Genomic DNA, 23458 nt, shown 5'->3' with positions numbered 1-23458 from the left:
AGGCTTCGAAAGCTGCATGGTTAATGCGGCCTTAACCTTCCTCCCAATAGTCTGACGGGTGAGTCCGCCGACCCGTTAGCGTGCGTCGGCGCAGCATTGAGTGACGGGGACTGCTGCATGCGTTCAGAAGCTACTGCACGGTTGATGCTCGAGGATAGCGGCTACGGCGGCTTACAGGCGTTCGCGCGCCGGCAGGTCGGCCGGCTGGCAGGCTGCGGCCTGGTTGCTTTCGTTGCCTTCGGCATCGCCAGCCTTGCTACATGGAACGTGGCCGATCCCAGTTTCTCGCACGCTACCGACAATTCTGTAACGAACGCCATGGGGTACGCGGGAGCGGTGTTCTCCGACCTTGCCATGCAGTTCTTCGGCCTATCGTCGGTTGCGGGCCTTGTTCCGGCAGTCGTCTGGGGGTTCCTGCTGTTTTCCGCGCGCGGCGTCGACAATTTGCCCAGGCGCGGATTGGCCTGGTTCGGCTTTGCCGTGCTGGCGGCGGCAATGGCAGGCTGTGTCGTGCCACCGAACACCTGGCCGTTGCCGACAGGGCTCGGCGGCGTGGTCGGCGACATGGTGCTTCATATTCCGGGGCTTTTCATCGGCGGTTATCCCACCGGCCTGTTCGCCACGTTTCTTGCCTTGCTGTTTGCAGGCCCGGCGCTTTGGCTGTTTGCCTTTGGCGCCGCTCTCATCGCCCGCAAGAACGGCTTTGCGGTCATGGAAGAACCGGAGAGGCCGGAAGCGGTCGACAACGATCAGGTGCTGTTCGAGAAGGACGACGACGACGACGACAGCGAGGGCATGCTGGCGCTTGGCGCGCTCACGCACTGGTGGCTGTCGTTTCGCGCTTTTCTGCGCCGCCGCTCCGTCCGCCGCCGTGATCGTAACGATCATTTCGAACCGGAAATGGAACCGCGTTCCAGTGCCTGGCGGCGTGCCGCCGAACGGGTGGAATCCGCCGAGTTGGCAGAGGCTCATATGAGCATGGATGGGCGGGCTCGCGTCGAACCGCAATTCTTCGCGGCCATGGTCCATGATCGTGGTGCGTCGCTCGATCCCGATGATGCCGACATCTTCGGCGACGATGATCGCGATATGGACGAAATGGGTTTTGCGGATGACACCGCACCGGCCCATCGGACGGAGGCTGGGCATGTCCAGAACTTCCGATCCGACGCGGCCACGAGGGTTGCCGCACCAGCGCCGCGCCCGGCGCCCGGCAGCCGCGTCCAGCGAGAGGCGCAGACCTCGCTGATCGGCTCGCATTCGTTTGAGATGCCGTCGCTGCACTTCCTGTCCGATCCGCCCAACGTGGTGCGCGACGCCAGCCTGTCGAAAGAGGCGCTGGAGCAGAATGCCCGCCTGCTGGAAGGCGTGCTGGAGGATTTCGGCGTCAAGGGCGAGATCATCCACGTTCGCCCCGGCCCGGTGGTTACCCTTTACGAACTGGAGCCTGCGCCGGGCATCAAGTCGTCGCGCGTCATCGGGCTCTCCGACGACATCGCCCGCTCGATGAGCGCCATCGCCTGCCGCGTCGCCGTGGTTCCCGGCCGCAACGCCATCGGCATCGAACTGCCCAACGCCAAGCGCGAGACGGTCTATCTGCGCGAGATCATGGCCAGCCGCGATTTCGAGACCACCAAGGCCAAGCTTGCGCTGGCGCTGGGCAAGACCATCAACGGCGAGGCGGTCATCGTCGACATCGCCAAGATGCCGCACGTCCTGGTTGCCGGCACCACCGGTTCGGGCAAGTCGGTCGCCATCAATACGATGATCCTGTCGCTGCTCTACCGGATGACGCCGGAGCAATGCCGGCTGATCATGATCGATCCGAAGATGCTGGAACTGTCGGTCTATGACGGCATTCCGCACCTTTTGACGCCGGTGGTAACCGATCCGAAGAAGGCCGTCGTCGCGCTCAAATGGACCGTGCGCGAGATGGAGGACCGCTACCGCAAGATGTCCAAGGTCGGCGTGCGCAACATCGACGGCTTCAACGCCCGCGTCGCCCAGGCCGACAAGAAGGGCGAGCAGATCTCTCGCACGGTGCAGACCGGTTTCGACCGCCAGACCGGCGAAGCGATCTACGAGACGGAGCACCTCGATCTCGAACAGATGCCCTACATTGTCGTGATCATCGACGAGATGGCAGACCTGATGATGGTCGCCGGCAAGGACATCGAGGGCGCGGTGCAGCGTCTTGCCCAGATGGCGCGCGCCGCCGGCATCCACGTCATCATGGCGACGCAGCGGCCTTCCGTCGACGTCATCACCGGCACCATCAAGGCAAACTTCCCAACCCGCATTTCCTTCCAGGTTACGTCCAAGATCGACAGCCGCACCATTCTTGGCGAGCAGGGCGCAGAACAACTGCTCGGCATGGGCGACATGCTCTACATGGCCGGTGGTGGCCGTATCCAGCGCGTGCACGGGCCGTTCGTCTCCGACGACGAGGTCGAGAAGATCGTTGCTCATCTGAAACTGCAGGGCGTGCCGGAGTATCTCGACGCCATCACGGAAGACGACGGCGAGGACGATGACGAACCATCCGCCAAGGGAGGTTCAGGCGGCGGCAACTTCGACGATTCCGACGATCCCTACGATCAGGCTGTTGCCGTGGTGTTGCGCGACGGCAAGGCCTCGACCAGCTATATCCAGCGGCGTCTCGGCATTGGCTACAATCGCGCAGCCTCGATCATCGAAAGGATGGAAAAGGAGGGCGTTGTAGGTCCGGCCAACCATGCGGGAAAACGCGAAATCCTGGTGCCGACCGAAGACGACAAGTTCTGAACCGGGAACTTTCCCAGCTCGCCAAACTTAAGCCCTACTGAGAGGTCATGAGTTCACGACCTAGAGCATCGGACCGAAAGGTGGAATCCGGTCTTTCGGATTATTCCGATGCTCAATCAAAGTGTTAGAGCGTCCTTTATGCGTCTGGTCAGACGCGCGGCGCTCTAAAGAGACGAGAGTGAAAAGCATGGCTAACGACACACTTGCCGAGTTCGCCCCCACGCGCCGCCGGCTCATAGGCCTTGGCCTCGCGTTCGCGGGTGCGGCGGCATTGAATGTCGTGCCGGGCTTCCGCCTGCTGGCTTCGGCCCAGGCTTCCGCGCCCGAGGCGGCGCAGAAGATCGCCGACCATTTTTCCGGGGTCAAGACGATGACCGGCGAGTTCGTGCAGTTCGGCCCTAAGGGCGAGCAGACGGGCGGCAAGTTCTTCCTCGAACGGCCGGGCAAGATCCGGTTCAACTATGAAGGGCCATCAAATTTCCAGGTCGTTTCGGACGGCACATCGGTGGTCATCCTCAACAAGAAGCTGAGGACGTCCGATCTTTATCCGCTGTCGAAGACCCCGCTCAAGCTTCTTCTGGACACGCGGATAGACCTTTCCGGCGATCGGGTCCAAAGCGTCAAGCAGGAAGACGACCTCACCACCATCCAGCTTGCCGACAAGTCGGTTTTCGGCAATTCCAAGATCACGATGATGTTCGACCCGAAGACCTACGAGTTGCGTCAATGGACGATTACCGACGCCCAGGGCAAGGACACGACGGTGATGATCTTCAATGTGAAGGAAGGCGTGAATTTCGCCGCCAACACCTTCGCCATCGATTACCGGGCCAATCGCGAGCTCAACTCCCGCCAGAAGTAATCGACAGACGCCCCATTCAACCTGTGGACATCACGGCACGACGCATTGCCGGACGTGCCTTGGCTTGTGTTTGACCACGGCTGCTGGCAGGTTGCCGCCCGATACCTGACAGGGGCGTGAAAAGTGAAGCGAGGGCGGCCATCGGTCGTGCGCTATGCGCCCGAATGGACGAGATAGATGGCTTTCACGATTGCGACCTGGAACATCAATTCGGTACGACTGCGAATGCCATTGGTGGAGCGCCTGCTCATCGAACACCAGCCGGATGTCCTGTGCCTTCAGGAAACCAAATGCCCCGACGATCTTTTCCCGGCAAAGGCATTCCGCAAGCTCGGCTACGAGCACATCGCAATCCACGGCCAGAAAGGCTACCACGGCGTGGCGACCGTCGCGCGCAGGCCGATCGATGTGGTCGAGAAGCGGCGCTTCTGCGATATCGAGGACAGCCGGCACATTTCCGTCACCGTCCGTGCCAACGGTACGTCGATCCTGCTGCACAATTTCTATGTGCCGGCGGGAGGCGATGAGCCGGATCCGGCGATCAACCGGAAATTCAAGCACAAGCTCGACTTCATCGAGGAGATGCGTGCCATCCGGGCCGCTCATGACGAGGTGTCAGGCTCGGTTCTGGTCGGCGATCTCAACATCGCGCCGCTGGAGCATGACGTCTGGTCGCACAAGCAACTCCTGAAAGTGGTCAGCCACACGCCGGTCGAGACGACGAATTTCGAGGCGATGCGCGAGGCCGGCGAGTGGGTCGACCTGATGCGCCTCAACGTGCCTTACGAGCAGAAGCTTTACACGTGGTGGAGTTACCGGGCGCAGGATTGGCAAGCCTCCAACCGCGGGCGGCGGCTCGATCACGTCTGGTCGTCGCGCAACCTGGCTTCCAGCTTTGCCGGCTACGACATCTTGAGCGACGCGCGCGGATGGGAGCGGCCGTCCGATCATGTGCCGGTCATCGCGCGGTTCGATCTGTAGCCGGGGATCAGCCGGAGAAACGCGGCGCCAGTTGCTCGATGCGGTCGATCAACGCCTGGAACTGCGCCAGGATGCGATGGTGCAATTGCACCGCAAGGTCCGGGTATTCCTCTAGGATGCGCCGGAACATCTTGCGGCTGAGGCGCAGCACCTCCGAATCGATGGCCGCCGAAGCGCTGGTCAGGCGCTTGGTGTCGGAGATCAGCGCCAGTTCCCCCAGAATGGCCCCCGGGCCGGCATTGGTTATGGGAACGCGATCCTCATCCGCTTCGCGGTAGAGGACGATGCGGCCGCTGATCACGATATAGGCGCAATCGGCTTCGTCCTCTTCGAGAAAAAGTTTCCGGTCGGCATGCAGGATGGTCGTTTCCGCACCGAAGGCGAGCAGGCGCAACTGTTCCTGCGTGAAGTCCGCGAACAGTTCCACGGCAGATAGGATGCGAATATCGTCATCCAGCGCCATCAGCTATGTCCCCGTACCGACAGGTCGCTTCCCCTACTAGAGCATTTCCAGCAAAAGTGTGAAGCGGTTTTGCGGCCGGAAATGCGATTAAAACAAAGAGATAGAGCGGTTTTGCCGATTTCGACGAAATCGAAACCGCTCTGGCGCGACACCGCCCCGAATCGCACATGGTCAATAAACGCTAAATTCTTTAAGGAACAAGCTTGTAGCCACCGCTTTCTGTCACAAGAATTTCGGCGTTGGAAGGATCGCGCTCGATCTTTTGGCGCAGGCGGTAGACATGTGTCTCCAGAGTGTGGGTGGTCACGCCCGAATTGTAGCCCCATACCTCTTCGAGCAGCACGTCGCGGGTTACCACCTTCTGCTCGGCCCGGTAGAGATATTTGATGATCGAGGCTTCCTTTTCGGTGAGCCTCACCTTGCCGCCGCGCTGGTCGATCAAAAGCTTCTGGCTGGGCTTGAATGTGTAGCCGCCGACCGAGAAGGTGGCATCCTCGCTCTGCTCGTGCTGGCGCAACTGGGCCCGGATACGGGCAAGCAGGACGGCGAAGCGGAACGGCTTGGTGACGTAGTCGTTGGCGCCGGCCTCGAGACCCAGGATCGTATCCGAATCGGTGTCGTGGCCGGTCAGCATGATGATGGGCGCCTTGTAGCCGCCCTTGCGCAGCATCTTGACCGCCTCGCGGCCATCCAGGTCGGGCAAACCGACATCCATGATGAGCAGATCGATCAGCCCCGTGCGCGCCGCCGACATGCCCTTGGCGGCTGTCGCTTCCTGCAGCACATCGAACTCCTCATAAAGCGAAAGCTGCTCCACAAGGGTGGCACGCAGGTCTTCGTCGTCGTCGACAATCAGTATGGTCCGAGAAGTCATGGATCAATCCGTTGTTTTGAAATGTTTTTTGCAGCCGCCAGTTGACCGTTGTCCGTTTATGCGGAAGCTGACCGGCACAGCAACCGATCACAGTGATTTGTTCCGTGGCCAGATCATACCTGAAAAAACGCGAGCGCAATGTGGCGGATGCAACTTTCCGTTCGGGTTTGCGAATCCTCATCGTCAGGGCGAAGCCAGGCAACCGGAGCCAGGGCTTCCTGCAGGCGGGGAAACTGGTCTTTCCCTGCGCTTTGGGCAAGGGCGGCATATCGGCAAACAAGCGGGAAGGCGATGGCGCGACGCCGCTCGCGTCGATGCGCATTCTGGCCGGCTATTTTCGCAACGATCATTTTGCCAAAGCGCGCAGAACACGGTTGCCGATGGCGCCGATCGGCGCCGATCTCGGCTGGTGCGAGGTGCCGGACGATCGTAACTACAACCGGCCGGTGCGCATCCCTTACGGCGCCAGCCACGAGCGGATGCGCCGCGAAGACCGGCTCTACGATGCCTGTCTGGTACTGGACTGGAACATCGCGCCACGGCGGCGGGGCCGTGGCAGCGCCATCTTTTTTCACCTGGCCCGGCCGGGTTTCACACCGACGCAAGGCTGCGTGGCGGTGACGGCGCGCACCATGGCGCGGTTGTTGCCGTTATTGTCGGGTAAAACGATGCTGAAAGTCGTCCGCTAATGCATGTCGCCCGAAAGTGGGAACCGGTTTCGGGATAACGACATGCATAAAAACAAACACTTAGAGCGCGCCAGCGGATCTGAAAGATCGCGACGCGCTCTAGAGCCTCAGACGAGCCGCAACACCTTGGTTTTCTTGACTTCCGCATCTTCCAGCACCCGCGTGACCGGCACTTCGTAGACTGCGAGTCTCTCAAAACCGGATGTCGGCAGATAGGCGCGGCCCGGATCGCCGACGAGGACGGTAGCGCCGCGGCTCTTGAGGGCCGAAAACCAGGGAATCAGGCGATCGGCAAAGGGCTTTTCGTAAAAAACATCGCCAGCGAGCACGATATCCCATCCTTCGTCGGTCCCGATGCAGTCCGCACCTAGAAAGTGCACTTGCACCGCGTTGGCGTCGGCGTTGAGGCGGATCGCCGTTTCGCAAAACGGGTCGATGTCGGCCGCCGCCACTTCGGCCGCGCCGGCTTTTGCGGCAGCAATGGCGACAAGGCCGGAACCTGATGCGAAATCCAGAACCTTGAGTTCGCGAACTGTTTGCGGGTGATCGAGAATGTAGCGCGCCAGGCCCTGGCCGCCGGCCCAGGCAAAAGCCCAGAAGGGCGGCGGCAAGCCGATTTCGGCCAGTTCCTCCTCTGTGCGCCGCCACAGATCATGCGCTTCGTCGGCAAGATGCAGCAGGATTTCCGGCACATGCGGCGGGGCCAGCAGCACCGTGTTGTCGCGAATGAAGCGTTCGGCCGTTGCGGGCGTGAGTGTCACGTCGCCGGGTCGAGGCCGCCCATGCGGCAGACTTCCTTCCATTCGGCCGGCGTTACCGGCTGGACGGAAAGACGCCCCAGCCGCACCAGCGCCATTTCGGAGAGTTTCGGATTGGCCTTGACGTCGGCCAGCGTCGGCGGCGTCGGCACATCGCGCACGGCGCGGATGTCGACGCACTCCCATCGCGGATCGTCGGTCGTCGTGTCGTGGTGGGCCAGCGCACAGACTTCGGCGATGCCGACGATGTCGAGCCCTTCATTGGAATGGTAGAAGAAGCCGAGGTCGCCGATCTGCATCGCCTTCATGTTGTTGCGCGCCGCATAGTTGCGCACGCCGTCCCATTGCGTGCCCCTGGCGCCCAGCTTCTTGAGATCGTCGAAGGAAAACTTGAATGGCTCGGATTTGAACAGCCAGTAGTTCATTGCGCGCTCCCCGTTGTCGCCTGCGTCGTCGAGCCGTTATGCTGCCGGCTTGTTGAATACCCAGTTCCAGGGCTGCACCTCGACACTCTGGAACAGGCCCGCCTTGGCGTAGGGGTCGCTGGCGGCAATCTTTTCGGCATCTGCCTGATCGGCTGCCTCGATAACGACCAGGCTGCCATTGGGCTTGCCATCCGGGTCCAGGAAGGGGCCGGCGAAGGCGAGCTTCTTTTCATCGTTCAGGCCGTTCAGGAAGGCGGCATGATGCGGGCGCGTGTCCATGCGAATTTGCAGCGCGCCTGGTTTATCCTTGCAAATCAACGCAAACAGCATTCCGTGGTTCTCCTGCCTAAACTTCTGTTTCGTTCTTGAGCGGCCGCGCCATCAGGGCCGAAACGGCCTCGCCGATGGTGACGCTGCCGTCGAGTATGGCGGCGGTGGCCATGATGATTGGCGCATCGACCCCGCGTTCTGCGGCGATGCGCGCGGCGATTGCCGCTGTTGCCACACCTTCGGCCAGCGGCCTGCCGGCAAGCGGTTCGCCTCGTCCCAAGGCAAGGCCATAGGCGAAGTTTCGCGATTGGGTGGAGGAACAGGTGAGCAGCAGGTCGCCGAGGCCGGACAGGCCCATCAATGTTTCCGGCCTTGCTCCGAAGGCAGCTCCGATACGGCGCAGTTCGACGAAGCCGCGTGTGACCATTGCGGCTTGTGCGCTGGCGCCAAGGCCGGCGCCAGTCACAGCCCCGGCTGCAATGGCGAAGACGTTCTTCAGCGCGCCGCCGATCTCGACGCCGGTGACGTCGTCGCTGGAGTAGCAGCGCAGGTTCCGTGCCGAAAAGCGTGCCGCGAGTTCGATCGCCAGCGTCTCCTGGCGTGCCGCGACAACCACAGCCGTCGGCAATCCCCGGGCGACGTCGGCGGCAAAGCTCGGACCGGACAGGATTGCAACCGGGTTGCCGGGCAAGATTTCCGCGACGATGGATGACAAAAGCGCCCCGGTTTCGCGTTCGATGCCCTTGGCGCACAGCACAAGAGGCGCATTGCCCCGGATGTCGGGCGCGACTTGCGCCAGAACCGCGCGCAACGATTGCGCCGGCGTCACCACCAGCACACAGTCGGCGTCGGCAAGCGCTTCGCGGATATCGGTGGTCGCGGCGATGCCGGTGTCGAGGGCGATGCCCGGCAGATAGCGCGGGTTTTCACCGCGTCCGATCGAGGCGACCATCTGGGCGTCGCGCGCCCACAGCCGGACCGAATGGCCGGCGCGCAGCATGGCCAGTCCAAGCGCCGTTCCCCAGGCTCCACCGCCAAGCACCGTGATGCGCCAGGCTTTTGCGTCGATGGTTGTCATGCCTTGGCTCCGCGCCGGCCTGAGCCGACGACCGGTGCCGACACGCCGTCGAGCGGCCAGCGCGAGCGCGGCACGAAATCGAAGGCATCGGCATCCACCATGCCGGACTGGAGCCGCTCGATCCCTGCCCAGGCGATCATGGCGGCATTGTCCGTGCAAAGCTTCAGCGGCGGTGCGACGAAACGGAAGCCGGTTTGCCGGCAAAGCTGCTCAAGCGTCTGTTTGATCGCCCGGTTGGCGGCGACACCGCCCGCCACGACCAGTGCCGGCGTCTCGATGGCCTGGAACTCGGCGCGGAAGCGGTTCAGTGCGCGCAAGACCCTGTCTGCCAAAGCGTCGGCCACAGCCGCCTGGAACGAGGCGCAGATGTCGCAAACGTCCTGCTCGGTCAGCGGGGCAATGGCGGCGGATGCCTGCCGCACGGCGGTCTTGAGACCGGAGAAGGAGAAATCCGGCTGCGCCGATCCCTTCATCGGCCGTGGAAAGGCGAAACGGGTCGAATCGCCCGTGGCTGCGGCCTTTTCGACGTTTGGGCCGCCGGGATAAGGCAGGCCGAGCATCTTGGCCGTCTTGTCGAAGGCTTCCCCCAGAGCATCGTCGATGGTGGTCGCCCAGCGCTGGTAGTCACCGACACCGGCCACCCGCACGATCTGGGTGTGGCCGCCGGAAACCAGCAACAAAAGATAAGGAAATTCCAGACCATCGGTGAGGCGCGCAGTAAGCGCATGGCCTTCCAGGTGGTTGATGGCGATGAGCGGTTTGCCGGCTGCCGCGGCAATGGCCTTGGCCGTCATCAGCCCGACGATCAGGCCGCCGACAAGGCCGGGCCCGGCAGTCGCCGCTATGGCGTCGATGTCGGATAGATCGAAACCGGAATCAGCCAGCGCCGCCTCGACGATGCCGTCAAGCGCCTCGACATGGGCGCGGGCGGCGATTTCGGGCACGACGCCGCCGAATGCGGCATGCTCCTCGATCTGGCTCAATACGATGTTGGAAAGAATTTCCGGGCGGGAATCGTTCGCCAACGAGACGACGCTCGCTGCCGTCTCGTCACAACTCGTCTCTATACCAAGCACACGGATCAATTCGTCGCAAACCTTCAACATTGCCCGACGGTGTTTTCCCCGATAGGAGAAAGCTTGCCAAACCTTGCCAAGCCGGGGGGTTATCACGGACCGCGCGTCATGCAAACTGTATTGAAAATCGGAACGCGCGCCAGCCAACTTGCGATGGCTCAGGCGCACGAGGCACGCGCCAGGCTGATGAAGGCGCACGACCTGCCGGAACAGGCATTCGAGATCGTGCCCATCACCACCACTGGCGACCGCATCCAGAATCGCCCGCTGTCGGAAGCCGGCGGCAAGGGCCTGTTCACCAAGGAACTGGAGGAGGCGCTGTACGACCGGCGCATCGACATCGCGGTGCATTCGTCCAAGGACATGCCGACCGTGCTGCCGGAAGGGCTGGACCTGTCCACTTTCCTGCCGCGCGAGGATGCGCGCGATTCCTTCATCGGCAAGACGGCAAGATCCATCGCCGACCTGCCGCAGGGTGCAAAAGTCGGCTCGTCGTCGCTGCGCCGGCAGGCCCTGATCCGCCGCATCAGGCCCGATCTCGACGTCGTGCTGTTTCGCGGCAATGTGCAGACACGCCTGCGCAAGCTCGACGAAGGCGTCGCGGAAGCCACCATACTGGCGCTGGCCGGGCTGAGGCGGCTCGGCATGGATCATATCGCCACCGACGTGATGGCGCTCGAGACCTTTCCGCCGGCGCCGGGCCAAGGCGCGATCAGCATTGAAAATCGCGTCGGCGACGAAGCCGTGACGCGGATGCTCCAGCCGATCCATCACGTGGCGACCGGGCAGGCGCTCGCCTGTGAACGCGCATTCCTTGCCGCGCTCGACGGCTCGTGCCGGACGCCGATTGCCGGCTATGCGACTGTTGAGGCCGGCGGGCTGAGCTTCAAGGGTCTGATCATCACGCCGGACGGTACGGTCTGGCACGAGATCGAAGCGCAAGGAGATGCCGCCAGCGCCGCCGCCATCGGCCGCCAGGCGGGAGCCGATATCCGCGCCAAGGCCGGCACACAGTTCTTCGAAGGCTGGTTCTGACATGCGTCGCGTGTTGATCACGCGACCTGAGCCGGGGGCCAGCCGTACGGCCCAAAAACTGGCGGAACTGGGCTTCGAGCCAGTGCTCCTGCCGCTTTCCGATACCAGGCCGCTGCCGCTGGGACCGGAAGCCGTGCCGACCGGCGCCGCGACGGTTGCCGTCACCAGCGCCAATGCGATCCGCCACGCCACGCCGGAGCTGCTTTCAAGGCTTTCCGGACTCCGGTGCTACGCGGTGGGACCGAAGACCGCCGAAGCCGCGCGGGCGGCGGGCTTGTCCCCGGTGCATGAAGGTCCGGGCGATGCGCTGGCGCTGGCTGACCAGATCGCCACGTCCTTTTCCGGTGCTTTGGTCTATCTGTGCGGGCAGGCCCGCTTCGCCGGGTTCGAGGATCGGCTGGGCCGGGCCGGCGTGCGGGTCCATCCATTGGAGAGCTACGATACCGTCAGTTTGGAGTACTCCAGCGAGGCTGTTTGCGACCGTTTGGCTGACCGGCCTGTCGATGCGCTGCTGCTCTACTCGGCCAAGGCGGCTCATGCCGCCGGGCAATTGACCGCGCGGACCGAACTGCGCCATCTGTTTGAGGGCGCAGGGTTTTTCGCGCTTTCCGAACGCATCGCGTCGGCGTTGGGGCCGAATTGCGGCAGCGCCGTGCGGGTTGCATCCCGGCCGACGGAGCCGGCATTGCTGGCGCTTTTGGCAACGCTGTCCCGAACCGCGTCATCACACCGCCCCTTTTCACCGCTTTGAGGTGTGCTAGACCTCTTTTCTCATTGCCTCTTGGCGGTGCGGTAAAGACGAACCGAGTTTTGGGGAGCCAGGCATGGTCAAGACGCCGAAAACGCGCCATTCGAAAAGGGCACGCGATCCGGTGACGATCGACCTCGAGCCGGATGCCGTTTCGCATATCGTTGACGACAAGGCCTCGGCTCCAAATGATGAGTCGGCTGCCGAATCGGCGCAAAGCGCCTTGCAGCCGGATGCCGTCGCCGCTGCAAATCATGGCCAGGGCACGGAAGCCGCCGCCGAATCGGACAAGTCGGCGGACAACGCCGAGACGACGGTCGGTTCGGAGCGCGGCAGTTTCGACTACTCGTTCAACGACCAGCCTCCCAAGTCGACGGAGGATTGGCCTTCGAGCAATGCTTCGAGCGAGCCGTCGCCCAACTGGGCGGAAGCGGACGAGGCTGGCGCCACCGCTGCACCGGCTAAATCGGGGCGCAGTGGGATGAACGGCATTGCGGCGGGTATTCTGGGCGGCGTCATCGCCCTTGCAGGGGCCGGCGCGCTGCAGTTCGCCGGCATTCTTGGCGCGCCTGGTTCCGCTGCGCTGGATGGCGTGAACAGTCAGATGGCTTCGCTGCAAAGGGAGGTCGCCGCCCTTGCGGACTCCGGAAGCGGCGGCGATGCCGCCGCCAAGGTTGATGGGTTATCACAAGCGCTGGATCAGGTCAGGGCAGACCTTACCACGCTGAAGGCCTCGGTCGAGGCCAGCACGCCGGCCGATGGGGCACAGGTTGCCGCGCTGACCGACAAGGTTCAGCAGATCGAGGCTGCCGTCACGGCGCTGGGCGGGGCAGCCAAGGTCGAACCGGTCGACCTCACGCCGATCAATGACAAATTGTCTTCCCTCGAAGCCTCGATCAAATCTGAAGCCGATGCCGCAGCGGGGCAGGGGGATCGGCTGGCGGCACTGGAACAATCCGTCTCGTCGCTTTCGACCACGGTCGAGGCGCAGGCCTCGCAGCCCAAGATCGCGCTGGCGATCGCAGCCTCGGCGTTGAAATCGGCGCTCGATCGCGGGGCGCCTTTCGCGGCCGAGCTTGAAACCTTCGCGGCGATCGCGCCCGACGCCCCCCAATCGGCGACGCTACGCGCCCATGCGGAAAAGGGCGTGCCAACGCGCGCTGAAATTTCCGCCGAAACCGATGCCGCTGCCAACGCAATGGTCGCGGCGGCAAGGCCGGTCGACGAGAATGCCGGCTTTGTCGAGCGCCTGATGTCGAGCGCGGAATCGCTGGTGAAGGTGCGGCCGATAGGGGCTGTGGAAGGTGCTGGCGTTCCCGAGACGGTGGCGCGCATGGAAGTGGCCGTGACCCAGGCCGACTACGCCAAGGCGCTTGCCGAATATGACAGCCTGCCGGATGCGGCCAGGACCGCCGGCGCCGAATTCGCTGCCAGGCTCAAGGCGCGCATGGAGGTCGAGACCCAGATCGATGCGCTGATTTCCAGCGCCATGAAGACGTGAGGCACAGGCAATGATCCGCATCCTGTTTTTCCTAGCCGTCGTCTTCGCGCTCGGGCTTGGCTTCGCCTGGCTGGCGGACAGGCCGGGCGACATGGTCGTCACCTTCGACGGTTACCAGTATCAGATCAGCCTGATGGTGGCGGCGGTTGCGATCGTCGCGGTGGTTGCCGCGATCATGATCGCGTGGTGGCTGGTCAAGTCGGTCTGGAACAGTCCCTATGCCATTGCCCGGCATTTCAGGGTGCGGCGCAGGGACCGTGGCTATCAGGCGCTGTCGACCGGCATGATCGCGGCCGGTGCCGGCGATGCCGGGCTGGCGCGCAAGAAGAGCAAGGAAGCCGCCAAGCTGATCCGCTCCGATCAGGAGCCGCTGATCTATCTTCTGGAGGCGCAGGCGTCCTTGCTCGAAGGCGATCATGACGCTGCCCGCCAGAAGTTCGAGGCCATGCTGGACGATCCCGAGATGCGGCTGCTCGGCCTGCGCGGGCTTTATCTGGAGGCGGAGCGGCTCGGCGACCGCACCGCTGCGCGTCATTATGCGGGCCGTGCCGCCTCTGCAGCGCCGCAGCTTGCCTGGGCGGCGGAATCGACGCTTGAGGAACTGACCGCGCGCGGCGATTGGGACGGAGCGCTGACCCTGGTCAATGCGCAGAAATCCACGCACCAGATCGAGCGCGACGCGGCCAACCGCCGTCGCGCCGTGCTTCTGACCGCCAAGGCCGAGGCGCTCATGGACAGCGATCCCGCCGGGGCCAGGGCCGCCGCTCTGGAAGCCAATCGTCTGCAACCGGAATTCGTGCCGGCAGCCATCGTTGCCGCCAAAACACTTTTCCAGCAGAACGACGTGCGCAAGGGCACCAAGGTCTTGGAGGCTGCCTGGCGCGCCGAACCGCATCCCGAAATCGCCGATCTCTACACCCACGCCCGCCCGGGCGACGCCGTGCTCGACCGGCTTGGCCGGGCGCGCAAGCTGCAGGATATGAAGAAGAACAACGCCGAGGCTTCGCTTGCCGTCGCGCGCGCCGCGCTCGACGCGCAGGACTACAGGGCCGCAAGGGCCGAGGCGGAAGCGGCTATCCGTATCGACCGTCGCGAGGGCGCCTATCTGCTGCTGGCCGACATCGAGGAGGCCGAAACCGGTGACGAGGGCAAGGTCCGGCAGTGGCTGGCCAAGGCCGTGCGTGCGCCGCGCGATCCGGTCTGGGTGGCCGATGGCGTCGTTTCCGAGCGCTGGGCGCCGATCTCGCCTGTGACCGGAAAACTCGACGCCTTCGAATGGCGCGCGCCGACGGAGCGATTTGGCCAACTGATCGACAATGAGGCGAGCGGCGCCGAGATTTCCGTCGCCATTGCGGCGCCGTTGGCTGGCATTCAAGGTCGTGAGGATGCAACGGCGGTAAACGATGTCGTCGATCATGCCGCGAAGCCGACCGCGAAAGCTTCGACCCGGCATGGAAAAAGCTCAGTGGGGCCGGTCACGGCCGAGCAGCCGATCATCGTTGATGCCCCAACGCCAACGCTTCATGAGACAACGGACGCAGCGGAGCATCCGGTGCGCCTGCCCGACGATCCCGGCGTCGAACCTGAAGACGCGACGACGGCGACGCCTGGCCGCTTCAGGTTATTCTGATCCGGGGCGGTTCAGAAACCGGATCGTAAATCAGGCCGGTTCCATCGCTGCATTTGCGGTTTATTCCGCTTGTGGATAGTTTCGGGCTAACGGGAATCAGTCGATGCTTGATCGCGTGCTGTCATTTCTCAGGGATCTGCCTGGCTCTTGTGCTGGCCAGCGCAACGTGGATGACGATCCTCGTATCGCCGCATCGGCGCTGCTCTTCCACATCATGGACGTCGACGGGGTTCGGCATGATGCCGAATGGGAACGTTTCAAAACGCTGTTGGCTGAAACCTATGGCGTTCGCGGCGAAGAACTGGCCCGGCTGGCCAAGGCCGGTGAGAAAGCCAATCGCGAAGCGGTCGATCTCTACGCTTTCACAAGTGTGTTGAAACGGCACCTCGATGCCGAGGCGCGCAAGGCCTTCGTCGGCCTGTTGTGGGAAGTCGTCTACGCCGACGGCGAGTTGCATGAACTTGAAGACAACACCGTTTGGCGTGTCGCCGAACTGATCGGCGTCGAACGCCAGGATCGGATCGCCGCGCGCCGGAAAGCGGCGGCGAATGTGCCGGGCGCAACAGGCGCATCCGGCGATGAGTGATATCCTTCTTTAGATCCAGGGCCTTCTTCCTCCATGCTTGCCAGACCTCGACCGAAAATTCTGATTGTCCTGCATCAGGAGACGTCGAGTTCCGGCCGGGTCGGCCATTTGCTGGTCGAGCATGGCTTCGATCTCGATATAAGGCGGCCGCCGCTTGGCGATGCCTTGCCGGACACGCTGGATGAGCATGCCGGCGCCGTCGTCTTCGGCGGACCGATGAGCGCCAATGATCCGGATGAGTTCGTGAAGCGTGAAACCGAGTGGCTCAAGGTGCCGTTGCGGGAAAACAGGCCGCTGCTCGGCATCTGCCTTGGCGCGCAGATGATGGTCAATCACCTGGGCGGCAAGGTTGCGGGTCATGGCGACGGTCTCGTCGAGATCGGCTGGTATCCGCTAAAGGCCACCGAGGAAGGCAAGAAGCTGATGCAGTGGCCGGAAATGGTCTACCAGTTCCACCGCGAAGGCTTTTCCCTGCCGAAGGATGCGACGCTGCTTGCCACCGCCGAGGCTTATCCGAACCAGGCCTTCCGCTACGGTCAGAACGCCTGGGGCCTCCAGTTCCACAGCGAACTGACGCAAGCGATGATGCATCGCTGGGTGGTGCGCGGCGCCCATCGCTTCGTGCTTCCCGGTGCCCAGCCCGGCCGCGACCATCTCGGCGGGCGCCTGATCTGGGACATGCACCTGAAGCGCTGGCTTGGCGAGTTCTTGCAGACGGTCTTCGGCAAGGTTTCGGCGGGACGCTGACCGGGCGTCCCGACATTTGACGACGGCCGACGAGCCTCAGTGCTGCCCGGTCGGCCACAGTTCGTGCGGCCGTTAATGCGGCATTATTTGACGAACGTTTTGCTCAGGCCCATCGTGCGCTCGACGATCATGATCACACCCAGGGTGAGCAGGATCAGCAAGACAGACGCTGCCGCCACCAGCGGGTCGGCCTGGTTGTAGACATAGTTGTACAGTTCGACCGGCAAGGTGCTGATGCGCGGCCCGGTGAGGAACAGCGTGATCACCACTTCGTCGAACGAAACCAGGAAGCAAAGTGCGGCCGCAGCCACGATGCCGGGGATCAGCATCGGTACGGTGACCCGGAAAAAGACCGTCAATGGCTTGGCGCCCAAAGTCCGCGCGGCTTCTTCGCAGGTCTGGTCCTGGGTGTTCAGCGCCACCGCCAGGATGCGCAGCGCATAGGGCAGGGTGACGACCAGATGCGCAAACACCAGGCCCCGCATCGTCGCCAGCAGGCCGAAGGAGGCGAACACGATCAGGATGGCGAGGCCAAGCACGATCGTCGGCAACAACAGCGGCGCGGTGAACAGGTTGAAAAGCAGATCCCTGCCGCGAAACTTTACCCGCGTCATCACCCACGCCGCCGGCACGGCGATAACAATCGACAAGATCGTCACGATGGACGCCAGGAGCAGGCTTGTCGAAAACGCGCTCAGCATCTTGCTGTTCTCGAACAGCGCGACATACCAGCGTGTCGACCAGAAGGTCGGCGGGAAACGCAGCACCTGGTCGCCCGAGAACGAAATCGGGAACACGAGCAGGACCGGCGCCAGCAGGTAAAGGAACAGCACGAAGACGAGAATTCGCATCGGCCATGAAGTCTTGTGGATCTCCATCACGCCCTCCTCAATCCAGACGCCGCAGGACGGCGGAATAGGCCCACAAGGCCGCGCCGAACACGATCAGAACCAGGATCGACAGGGTCGAGGCCAGCGGCCAGTTCAGGGTCACGATCGCCTGGTCGTAGATTTCCGTGGCGAGCAGGAAGACGCGTCCGCCGCCCATCAGCTTGGGTGTGATGAAGGACGACACCGCGAGCACGAAGCACAACAGGCAGCCCAGCGCGATGCCAGGCAGCGTCAGCGGCAGGATCACCTTGCGGAACGTACGGGCCGGCGTGGCTCCCAGCGTACGCGCAGCTTCCTCGACACGCGGATCGAGACGCCCGAAACCCGCCATCAGGGCCAGGATCATGTAGGGCATCAGGATTTCCGTCAGGCCGATGAACACTCCCTTGATGTTGAACATCAGGCTCGGCGCCGGCAGGCCCAGCGCGCGGATGGCGCTGACCACCGGACCGTCGTCGATCAGGATCGCGATCCAGCCATAGGTGCGCACCACCGCCGAAGTCAGCAGCGGCGAGATGACCAGCACGGTCAGGAAGGTGCGCCACGGACCTGACGAGCGATGCAGGTAAAGCGCGATCGGGTAGGAAAGGATCAGTGTGGTCAGCGTGATCGCCAGGCTGATCCAGACCGAATTGAAGATCAGTTCGAGGTAGAACCTGTCGGCCAGCAGGCCAAGCCAATTCTCCCAGGTGAAAACGTTTTCGATGCCGCCGCCGATGCTCACCTTGTTGAAGGAAAAGCGGGCGAGGTTGAGGACCGGCAGGATGAAGCCGATCGCGTTGATCAACGCGATGGGCAGGAGAAGCAGGACGGCGACCTCGCCGCTGCGCATCTTACGAGGGGGAGCGAGGGCTTCGGTTGTCATTTGCCGTCGTCCGGATAGACCAGCGTGTCGTCGGCCGACCAGCGCAGATGCACATTGTCGCCAACGCCAAGCGGTGCGCGCTCGCGGCGCGTCGCCTCCTCGACCACGATTTCCTCATCGCCGGCACGCACGACATATTGCACCAGATCGCCGATGAAGATGATGCTCGAAACCTTGCCCTCGACGACATTGCCGTCGCCCGTGGTGGCAGGTCCGCTCGACGGCTGCAAGGCGATTCGATGCGGGCGGATCAGCACATCCACCGGTCCAGGCGACAGCTTCGTCGTTGCGCGCAACGGCTGGCCGGCAGCGACCAGTTGGCCGTCGGAACCGACCTTGCCCTTGAGGCGGTTCGTGCGGCCGACGAAGTTGGCGACGAAAGCGGTGGCGGGACGTTCGTAGATTTCGGTCGGCGTGCCGAACTGTTCGATCCGGCCATTGCGCATGACCACGACGCGGTCGCACATCGACAGCGCTTCGACCTGATCGTGCGTGACGAAGACAGCCGTTATGCCGCTCTGCTGCTGCAGGGCGCGGATTTGCAGCCGCATTTCGTCGCGCAGCTTGGCGTCGAGATTGGACAGCGGCTCGTCGAGCAGCAGGATCGACGGTTGAATGACCAGCGCGCGCGCCAGGGCGACGCGCTGCTGCTGGCCGCCGGACAGTTCCTTCGGCTTGCGCTGGGCAAGATGCCCGAGTTGCACCAGTTCCAGAGCCTCCTTCGAGCGGCGCTCGATGTCCTGCTTGGAAACGTTGCGCATCTGCAGGCCGAACTGCACGTTGCGGGTTACGTCCATGTGCGGGAACAGGGCATAGCTCTGAAACACCATGCCCATGTCCCGGTCGTGGATGGGCAGGCGCGTAATATCGCGCCCCCCCACCGTTATCCGCCCACTTGACGGCGAAATCAGTCCCGCAATCATTCGAAGCGTGGTCGTCTTGCCGCAGCCGGAGGGGCCGAGAAAGGCGACCATCTCACCCTTGCGCACCGACAGGTCGAGCGAAGGAATGACGTTGACAGGGCCGAAGCTGATGCTGATGCCATCAAGCTTCAGATGCTCTTCCAAGGATTGAGAGACAGGCATGGCGTGCTCCGTGCCGGCCGGGATCAGCGGCTAAGCGGAATGACGCGGCGGCGCCATTGCTCGGTGATCGAGTCGCGGATCTTCGCAACATCCAGCCAGTTGATTGCGATCATCTTGTCCATCACGCCGGCAGCCGTGCGCTTGATCGCGGCTTCCGGGATCAAGGGAGCGGCTTTCGCATTGGTCGGCGCATAGTACATTTTCTCGGTGAATGCAGCCTGCGCTTCGGGGCTCAGTGCGTAGTCGATGAACTTCTTGGCGCTTTCGCTTGCCGGCGCATCTTGGACGAGACCGATCACGTTGATCTGGAACCCGCTGCCTTCTTCCGGCAGAACCACGCCAAGCTTGCCGTCGGAGAGATTGGAATAGACCTGCGCGCGGGCGTTCCAGCCGATGCCGATGGCGGCCGTGCCGCTCGAAATCGGCTGATACACGTCGGGGCGGGGCTCCCAGGTCTGGACGTTCGGCGCCAGTTCCTCGAGCAACTTTATGCCGGCATCGACGCTTTCCATATAGTTGGTGCCGCCGGCCATCTTGTCGCTGATGATGGTGAAGGTGGTGCCCTGGATGTCCGGGACCGCCGGTATCGAAACCTGGCCGGCATACTGCTTGTCCCACAACGCCTTCCATGAGGTCGGAACATCCTTGACCTTGTCGGTATTGTAGAGGAGCACGAGGTTGTCGAACGTCACCCCGACCGCGTTGACGCCTTCGACCCTGGCCTGCGGGTACAAGTCGGCGATGTGCTTGCTCACCGTTTCGTCCATGGGCGCAAACAGGCCCTCGTCGGTAGCCGCCTTGGCAACCGAAACGTCCATGATCATGACATCGATCTGCGGAGAACTCTTTTGCGCGCGCAAAGTGCCCAGCATCTGCGCCGAGTTGGGCATGCCGTAGAATTCAACGGTGATATCGGGGTTGGCCTTCATGAAAGGCTCCACGACGGCGGCGACATAGTTCTCCTGGAAAATGCCCGAATAAGCGGACAATACGATGTTGTCGGCCATCGCGGCATTGGCCGCGAAAGACAATGACAGTGCGGTCAGGCTGATGCCCGCGGCATGTTTCAATCCAGTCATAGGTTCCTCCCGTTGGTAGATTGACTATTTGTTTTGCAGAGGCGTCCTTTCGACCGCCTCATGCGGCGGTCGAAGCGTCCACGATCTTCGTTGCTCCAGAAATATCGGGCAGCTTCTCGCCCTTGCGCAGACGATCCAGCAGCACGAGTTCGTTCTTCTGCATCTCGATGGCCTTGTCCGTCGCCCATTCGGCCTGGCCGGGCGAAAGAACGAGCACGCCGCTTTCATCGGCGATGATCGCATCTCCTGGATTGACGATCTGGCCGCCGACGCTGACCGGCACGTTGATCGCGCCTTCAAGGCCAAGGATCTTCGTCGTGATCGGCGAAGGGCCGCGGCACCACATCGGCAGGTCGACGCGACGGATCTCGGAGAAGTCGGTTGCCGGCCCGTCGATCACCGCGCCGACGATACCGCCAAGCTTCATCGAATGGGTGACGACACCGCCCCAGCACGCATGCTTGTCGTCGCCGCAGCGGTCAACCACGATGAAGTCGCCCGGCCGCACCATCTTGGTGAGGTAGTGCAGGATCGTGGAATCGGCATGCGGCAGGCGTACCGTGACGGCGGTGCCGGCGATGCGCTTTTCCGGCAGAACGGCGCGCAACTCGCGATTCATGAAGCCGGAATGGAGAAAGTGGCCCACGGTCGCGGTCTCGACCTGCTCCATCTTCCTGACGAGGGACGGAGCAATCTGCTCGGGCATTTTGTTGACGACGAACATGTGGGGCTATCCTTAAATTACGTGGTGCTGGGCAACCGGCACGTCGGCACGGACCTTGCCGATGCGCGCCAGGTCCAGGCTGGCTGTGGTCGTGCCGACGCCGTCCGAACACTGCGCAACCATGTGCCCCCACGGATCGATGACCATGGAGTGGCCCCAGCACCATTTCTGGCCCTTGGCATGTGCGCCGGTCTGGCCGACCGCGACGAAATAGGTCTGCGTCTCGATTGCCCGGGCGCGGGAGAGCACTTCCCAGTGATCCTTGCCGGTCATCAGGGTGAAGGCGGCCGGCAGCACGATGACGTCGGCGCCCTTGTCGCGCAGCGCCCGGAACAGTTCGGGGAAGCGGAGGTCGTAGCAGATGGCGCAGCCCACGGTGGTGTCGCCTACCTTGTATGTGACGATGTCCTCGCCCCGGCTGATCGTATCCGACTCGCGGTAGGAAACGCCGCCGGGAGTGTCCACGTCGAAAAGATGGATCTTGCGATACTTGGCAATCTCGTCACCCTTCGGCCCAAAGACGACCGTGGTGTTGAAATGGTTGTTGCCCGACTTCTCCACCATTGAACCGGCATGCAAGGTGACGCCGAGTTCCTTGGCCAGCCCCGCCATGCGCTTGTAGACCGCGCCGTCCGGGAAACCTTCGCCGCTGCCGTGAACGGCATCGCGACCCTCGCCCAGGAAGGCGAAATATTCCGGCAACACGATCAGGTCGGGCTTTTCAGCCGCAGCCACTTCGCGCACCAACCGCTCGGCGTCGTCAAGGTTCTTGGCCTTGTCCGCGTCCGAGTTCATCTGAATGAGACTGATTTTCATTGGGATCCTCCACGACGGTGTCGGAACAATGAAATGTCGCCGGCTTGTTTTGGCAAACGACAAAGAACTATCGTGGGTGATAGATTATTCTTGTGCGGCTCGTGCCGAATTGTGCGCCGCCCGCCCCATGGATGCGTCCCGCGCGATCACGGCAAGGATCGACGGGAGGATATTCTCAGGATCGTCCACATAGGCGGCGTGCAGCTTGAGCGGCGGAAATTGCGGCATGACGGAGAGGATTTCCAGGATGCCCGCATCGACCATCGGCTCGACCAATGGCGTTGGCAACAGGCCCACGCCAACGCCGTCGCAAGCGAGCCGCAACATGGCCGACAAGGAATTCGAGTTCGAGATTACCGGCGGCGAGACACCGAGTTCCTCGAATTGCCGCAGCAGCCAGATATGGGGAATGCTGTTGCGCGAAAATGTCAGGACGGGGTGAGCGCGCAGGTCCGCAAGGCCGAGATCCTTTCCGCCGAGTTCGAATTTCGGCACGGCGACCCATACGCAATTCATGCTGCCGAGGTCGATGTTCTTCAGGCCGGGCCGCAGCACCGGCCCCATAAGCAAGGCGAGGTCGAGTTTTCGCTCGGCGAGTTCCGCGCCGATCCCCAGCGAAGTGTCGACGTTGAGATCGAGCGCCAGCAAGGGAAACCGCACTTTCACCATCTCGATGAACTGCGGCAACCAGGCGTGCACGACTGAATCGACCGTGCCTATCCGCACGGTCGCCTTGATCTGTTCCGGGTTGCGGATGGCGACGTTGAAGCTGGTGGCGGCGCGCAGCAGTTCCTCGGCCGGCTGCAAGGCGCGCTGCCCTATCGTCGACAGGCGCACGCCGCCAGGGATGCGGTCGAACAGTTCGCCGCCCATCTCCCGTTCGAGGGTAGCGATGCGGTTGGATACGGCGGCTTGCGTCGCGTTCAGCCGATCGGCCGCGGCACGAAAACTGCCGAGCCGCGCCACCCATACGAAGGTTTCTACAAAACTCAGGTTCATTGCTTGCAAACGCTGTCGGCTGTTACGCAAATTTGGGTCGCTCCCGTGAGAGTTGCCCAATCCCGAGCTTGGCATACAAGACGCAATTTTGCGAAGGGGCCGCGCCGAAATCGGCCATTTCTGCGTCGCTCGTCGTCGAATATGCGCTGCATGTCCTTTCTCCTCGCTCCTGGAACTGACCAGTTTCCGCGGCGGCGCAGCCAATCGTCAATTCGTCACCACGACCTGAACTCGGTGCACAATTCGTCCATTGGCAGGCAGCGCGCGTCATGTGAAGCCCCGCCGCCGCCCCACCGTGTTCGTGCTGCTTGTCGAGACGCGCTGAAATTCTTCTGATTTCGTGGATAAAAATGTGCCGCCACAGCGCAGGCGATCAGATTATTCCGACAAATCAATTGGCTATGTCGGTTGCCGCAGATTTCCGGCCTGATCCTGTCCACACCCGCCGGGGGGCCGCTAGATTTGACCCGCCCCTTCCGCCGGGAACACCGAT

Annotated in this window: 24 protein-coding genes; 10 read left to right on the top strand and 14 right to left on the bottom strand. The window is 62.8% G+C overall.

The features are described 5' to 3' along the window. Positions 1 to 117: 117 nt before the first annotated feature. The 3 genes from ASD64_RS00885 (at position 118) to ASD64_RS00875 (ending at position 4627) form a co-directional block, all read left to right on the top strand. Positions 118 to 2784: a DNA translocase FtsK gene (locus ASD64_RS00885; protein ID WP_056099231.1), complete on the top strand. Its 2667-nt coding sequence runs from the start codon at positions 118 to 120 to the stop codon at positions 2782 to 2784. A gap of 187 nt (positions 2785 to 2971) precedes the next feature. Beyond that, positions 2972 to 3646: an outer membrane lipoprotein carrier protein LolA gene (locus ASD64_RS00880; RefSeq protein WP_056099228.1), complete on the top strand. Its 675-nt coding sequence runs from the start codon at positions 2972 to 2974 to the stop codon at positions 3644 to 3646. Between the two features lie 177 nt (positions 3647 to 3823). Next, positions 3824 to 4627, top strand: a complete 804-nt coding sequence (locus tag ASD64_RS00875) for an exodeoxyribonuclease III (protein ID WP_056099225.1) — start codon at positions 3824 to 3826, stop codon at positions 4625 to 4627. A 7-nt stretch (positions 4628 to 4634) separates the two neighbouring features. Here ASD64_RS00875 and ASD64_RS00870 read toward each other — a convergent pair whose 3' ends face one another. Next, complete coding sequence (locus tag ASD64_RS00870) at positions 4635 to 5090, bottom strand: cyclic nucleotide-binding domain-containing protein (RefSeq protein WP_056099222.1); 456 nt, start codon at positions 5088 to 5090, stop codon at positions 4635 to 4637. A 190-nt stretch (positions 5091 to 5280) separates the two neighbouring features. Then, on the bottom strand, positions 5281 to 5964 hold the full coding sequence (locus ASD64_RS00865) for a response regulator transcription factor (RefSeq protein WP_056099219.1): 684 nt from the start codon (positions 5962 to 5964) through the stop codon (positions 5281 to 5283). Positions 5965 to 6104: 140 nt separating this feature from the next. On the opposite strand from ASD64_RS00865, the gene ASD64_RS00860 reads away from it, so the two are divergent. After that, positions 6105 to 6653 carry a L,D-transpeptidase family protein gene (locus ASD64_RS00860; RefSeq protein WP_244480676.1) on the top strand — a complete coding sequence of 183 codons (549 nt, stop codon included), beginning with the start codon at positions 6105 to 6107 and terminating at the stop codon, positions 6651 to 6653. 107 nt (positions 6654 to 6760) lie between these two features. Here the strand turns inward: ASD64_RS00860 and ASD64_RS00855 are convergent, their stop codons facing one another. From ASD64_RS00855 to tsaD, 5 genes are read right to left on the bottom strand one after another with little or no spacing between them, the layout of a single operon-like run. Then, complete coding sequence (locus ASD64_RS00855) at positions 6761 to 7456, bottom strand: class I SAM-dependent methyltransferase (RefSeq protein ID WP_056099214.1); 696 nt, start codon at positions 7454 to 7456, stop codon at positions 6761 to 6763. Next, positions 7411 to 7836: an EVE domain-containing protein gene (locus tag ASD64_RS00850; RefSeq protein WP_056099212.1), complete on the bottom strand. Its 426-nt coding sequence runs from the start codon at positions 7834 to 7836 to the stop codon at positions 7411 to 7413. Before ASD64_RS00850 ends, ASD64_RS00855 begins: the two co-directional genes overlap by 46 nt. Positions 7837 to 7872: 36 nt before the next feature. Then, positions 7873 to 8166, bottom strand: coding sequence for a YciI-like protein (locus tag ASD64_RS00845; RefSeq protein ID WP_056099209.1), 294 nt, complete (start codon positions 8164 to 8166; stop codon positions 7873 to 7875). Between the two features lie 16 nt (positions 8167 to 8182). Next, positions 8183 to 9184 carry an NAD(P)H-dependent glycerol-3-phosphate dehydrogenase gene (locus tag ASD64_RS00840; protein ID WP_056099206.1) on the bottom strand — a complete coding sequence of 334 codons (1002 nt, stop codon included), beginning with the start codon at positions 9182 to 9184 and terminating at the stop codon, positions 8183 to 8185. Continuing rightward, on the bottom strand, positions 9181 to 10269 hold the full coding sequence (gene tsaD / locus ASD64_RS00835) for a tRNA (adenosine(37)-N6)-threonylcarbamoyltransferase complex transferase subunit TsaD (RefSeq protein WP_056100150.1): 1089 nt from the start codon (positions 10267 to 10269) through the stop codon (positions 9181 to 9183). Before tsaD ends, ASD64_RS00840 begins: the two co-directional genes overlap by 4 nt. A 99-nt stretch (positions 10270 to 10368) precedes the next feature. Between tsaD and hemC the strand changes: the two genes are divergently transcribed. The 6 genes from hemC to ASD64_RS00805 all read left to right on the top strand — a co-directional run bounded on the left by hemC (position 10369) and on the right by ASD64_RS00805 (position 16507). Further along, on the top strand, positions 10369 to 11295 hold the full coding sequence (gene hemC / locus ASD64_RS00830; RefSeq protein ID WP_056099203.1) for a hydroxymethylbilane synthase: 927 nt from the start codon (positions 10369 to 10371) through the stop codon (positions 11293 to 11295). Position 11296: 1 nt separating this feature from the next. Further along, a complete protein-coding gene (locus ASD64_RS00825; protein WP_056099200.1) occupies positions 11297 to 12046 on the top strand; it encodes a uroporphyrinogen-III synthase in 750 nt (249 codons plus the stop codon). A gap of 73 nt (positions 12047 to 12119) precedes the next feature. Next, positions 12120 to 13544, top strand: a complete 1425-nt coding sequence (locus tag ASD64_RS00820) for a COG4223 family protein (protein WP_056099197.1) — start codon at positions 12120 to 12122, stop codon at positions 13542 to 13544. Between the two features lie 10 nt (positions 13545 to 13554). Continuing rightward, positions 13555 to 15174 carry a heme biosynthesis protein HemY gene (locus ASD64_RS00815; RefSeq protein ID WP_056099194.1) on the top strand — a complete coding sequence of 540 codons (1620 nt, stop codon included), beginning with the start codon at positions 13555 to 13557 and terminating at the stop codon, positions 15172 to 15174. A 103-nt stretch (positions 15175 to 15277) separates the two neighbouring features. Continuing rightward, on the top strand, positions 15278 to 15760 hold the full coding sequence (locus tag ASD64_RS00810) for a TerB family tellurite resistance protein (RefSeq protein ID WP_056099191.1): 483 nt from the start codon (positions 15278 to 15280) through the stop codon (positions 15758 to 15760). Between the two features lie 33 nt (positions 15761 to 15793). Further along, on the top strand, positions 15794 to 16507 hold the full coding sequence (locus tag ASD64_RS00805; RefSeq protein ID WP_056099188.1) for a glutamine amidotransferase: 714 nt from the start codon (positions 15794 to 15796) through the stop codon (positions 16505 to 16507). A gap of 83 nt (positions 16508 to 16590) precedes the next feature. On the opposite strand, the gene ASD64_RS00800 is transcribed toward ASD64_RS00805, so the two are convergent. From ASD64_RS00800 to ASD64_RS00770, 7 genes are all read right to left on the bottom strand, one after another. After that, positions 16591 to 17385 carry an ABC transporter permease gene (locus ASD64_RS00800; RefSeq protein ID WP_056099183.1) on the bottom strand — a complete coding sequence of 265 codons (795 nt, stop codon included), beginning with the start codon at positions 17383 to 17385 and terminating at the stop codon, positions 16591 to 16593. Between the two features lie 10 nt (positions 17386 to 17395). Continuing rightward, on the bottom strand, positions 17396 to 18262 hold the full coding sequence (locus tag ASD64_RS00795; RefSeq protein WP_056099179.1) for an ABC transporter permease: 867 nt from the start codon (positions 18260 to 18262) through the stop codon (positions 17396 to 17398). Then, on the bottom strand, positions 18259 to 19347 hold the full coding sequence (locus ASD64_RS00790) for an ABC transporter ATP-binding protein (RefSeq protein WP_056099177.1): 1089 nt from the start codon (positions 19345 to 19347) through the stop codon (positions 18259 to 18261). Before ASD64_RS00790 ends, ASD64_RS00795 begins: the two co-directional genes overlap by 4 nt. A 23-nt stretch (positions 19348 to 19370) precedes the next feature. Beyond that, on the bottom strand, positions 19371 to 20426 hold the full coding sequence (locus ASD64_RS00785) for an ABC transporter substrate-binding protein (RefSeq protein ID WP_056099173.1): 1056 nt from the start codon (positions 20424 to 20426) through the stop codon (positions 19371 to 19373). A gap of 58 nt (positions 20427 to 20484) precedes the next feature. Beyond that, a complete protein-coding gene (locus ASD64_RS00780) occupies positions 20485 to 21150 on the bottom strand; it encodes an RraA family protein (protein WP_056099168.1) in 666 nt (221 codons plus the stop codon). A gap of 12 nt (positions 21151 to 21162) precedes the next feature. Beyond that, the gene (locus ASD64_RS00775; RefSeq protein ID WP_082549802.1) at positions 21163 to 21966 is read right to left on the bottom strand and encodes a carbon-nitrogen hydrolase family protein; all 804 of its coding nucleotides are present in this window, start codon (positions 21964 to 21966) and stop codon (positions 21163 to 21165) included. A gap of 84 nt (positions 21967 to 22050) precedes the next feature. Further along, on the bottom strand, positions 22051 to 22965 hold the full coding sequence (locus ASD64_RS00770) for a LysR family transcriptional regulator (RefSeq protein WP_056099164.1): 915 nt from the start codon (positions 22963 to 22965) through the stop codon (positions 22051 to 22053). Positions 22966 to 23458 lie beyond the last annotated feature (493 nt).

The organism is Mesorhizobium sp. Root157 (assembly GCF_001427385.1).
GTDB lineage: Bacteria > Pseudomonadota > Alphaproteobacteria > Rhizobiales > Rhizobiaceae > Mesorhizobium.
Note: the sequence above shows the minus strand (reverse complement) of the source record. Positions and strands in the feature narration are given on the sequence as shown.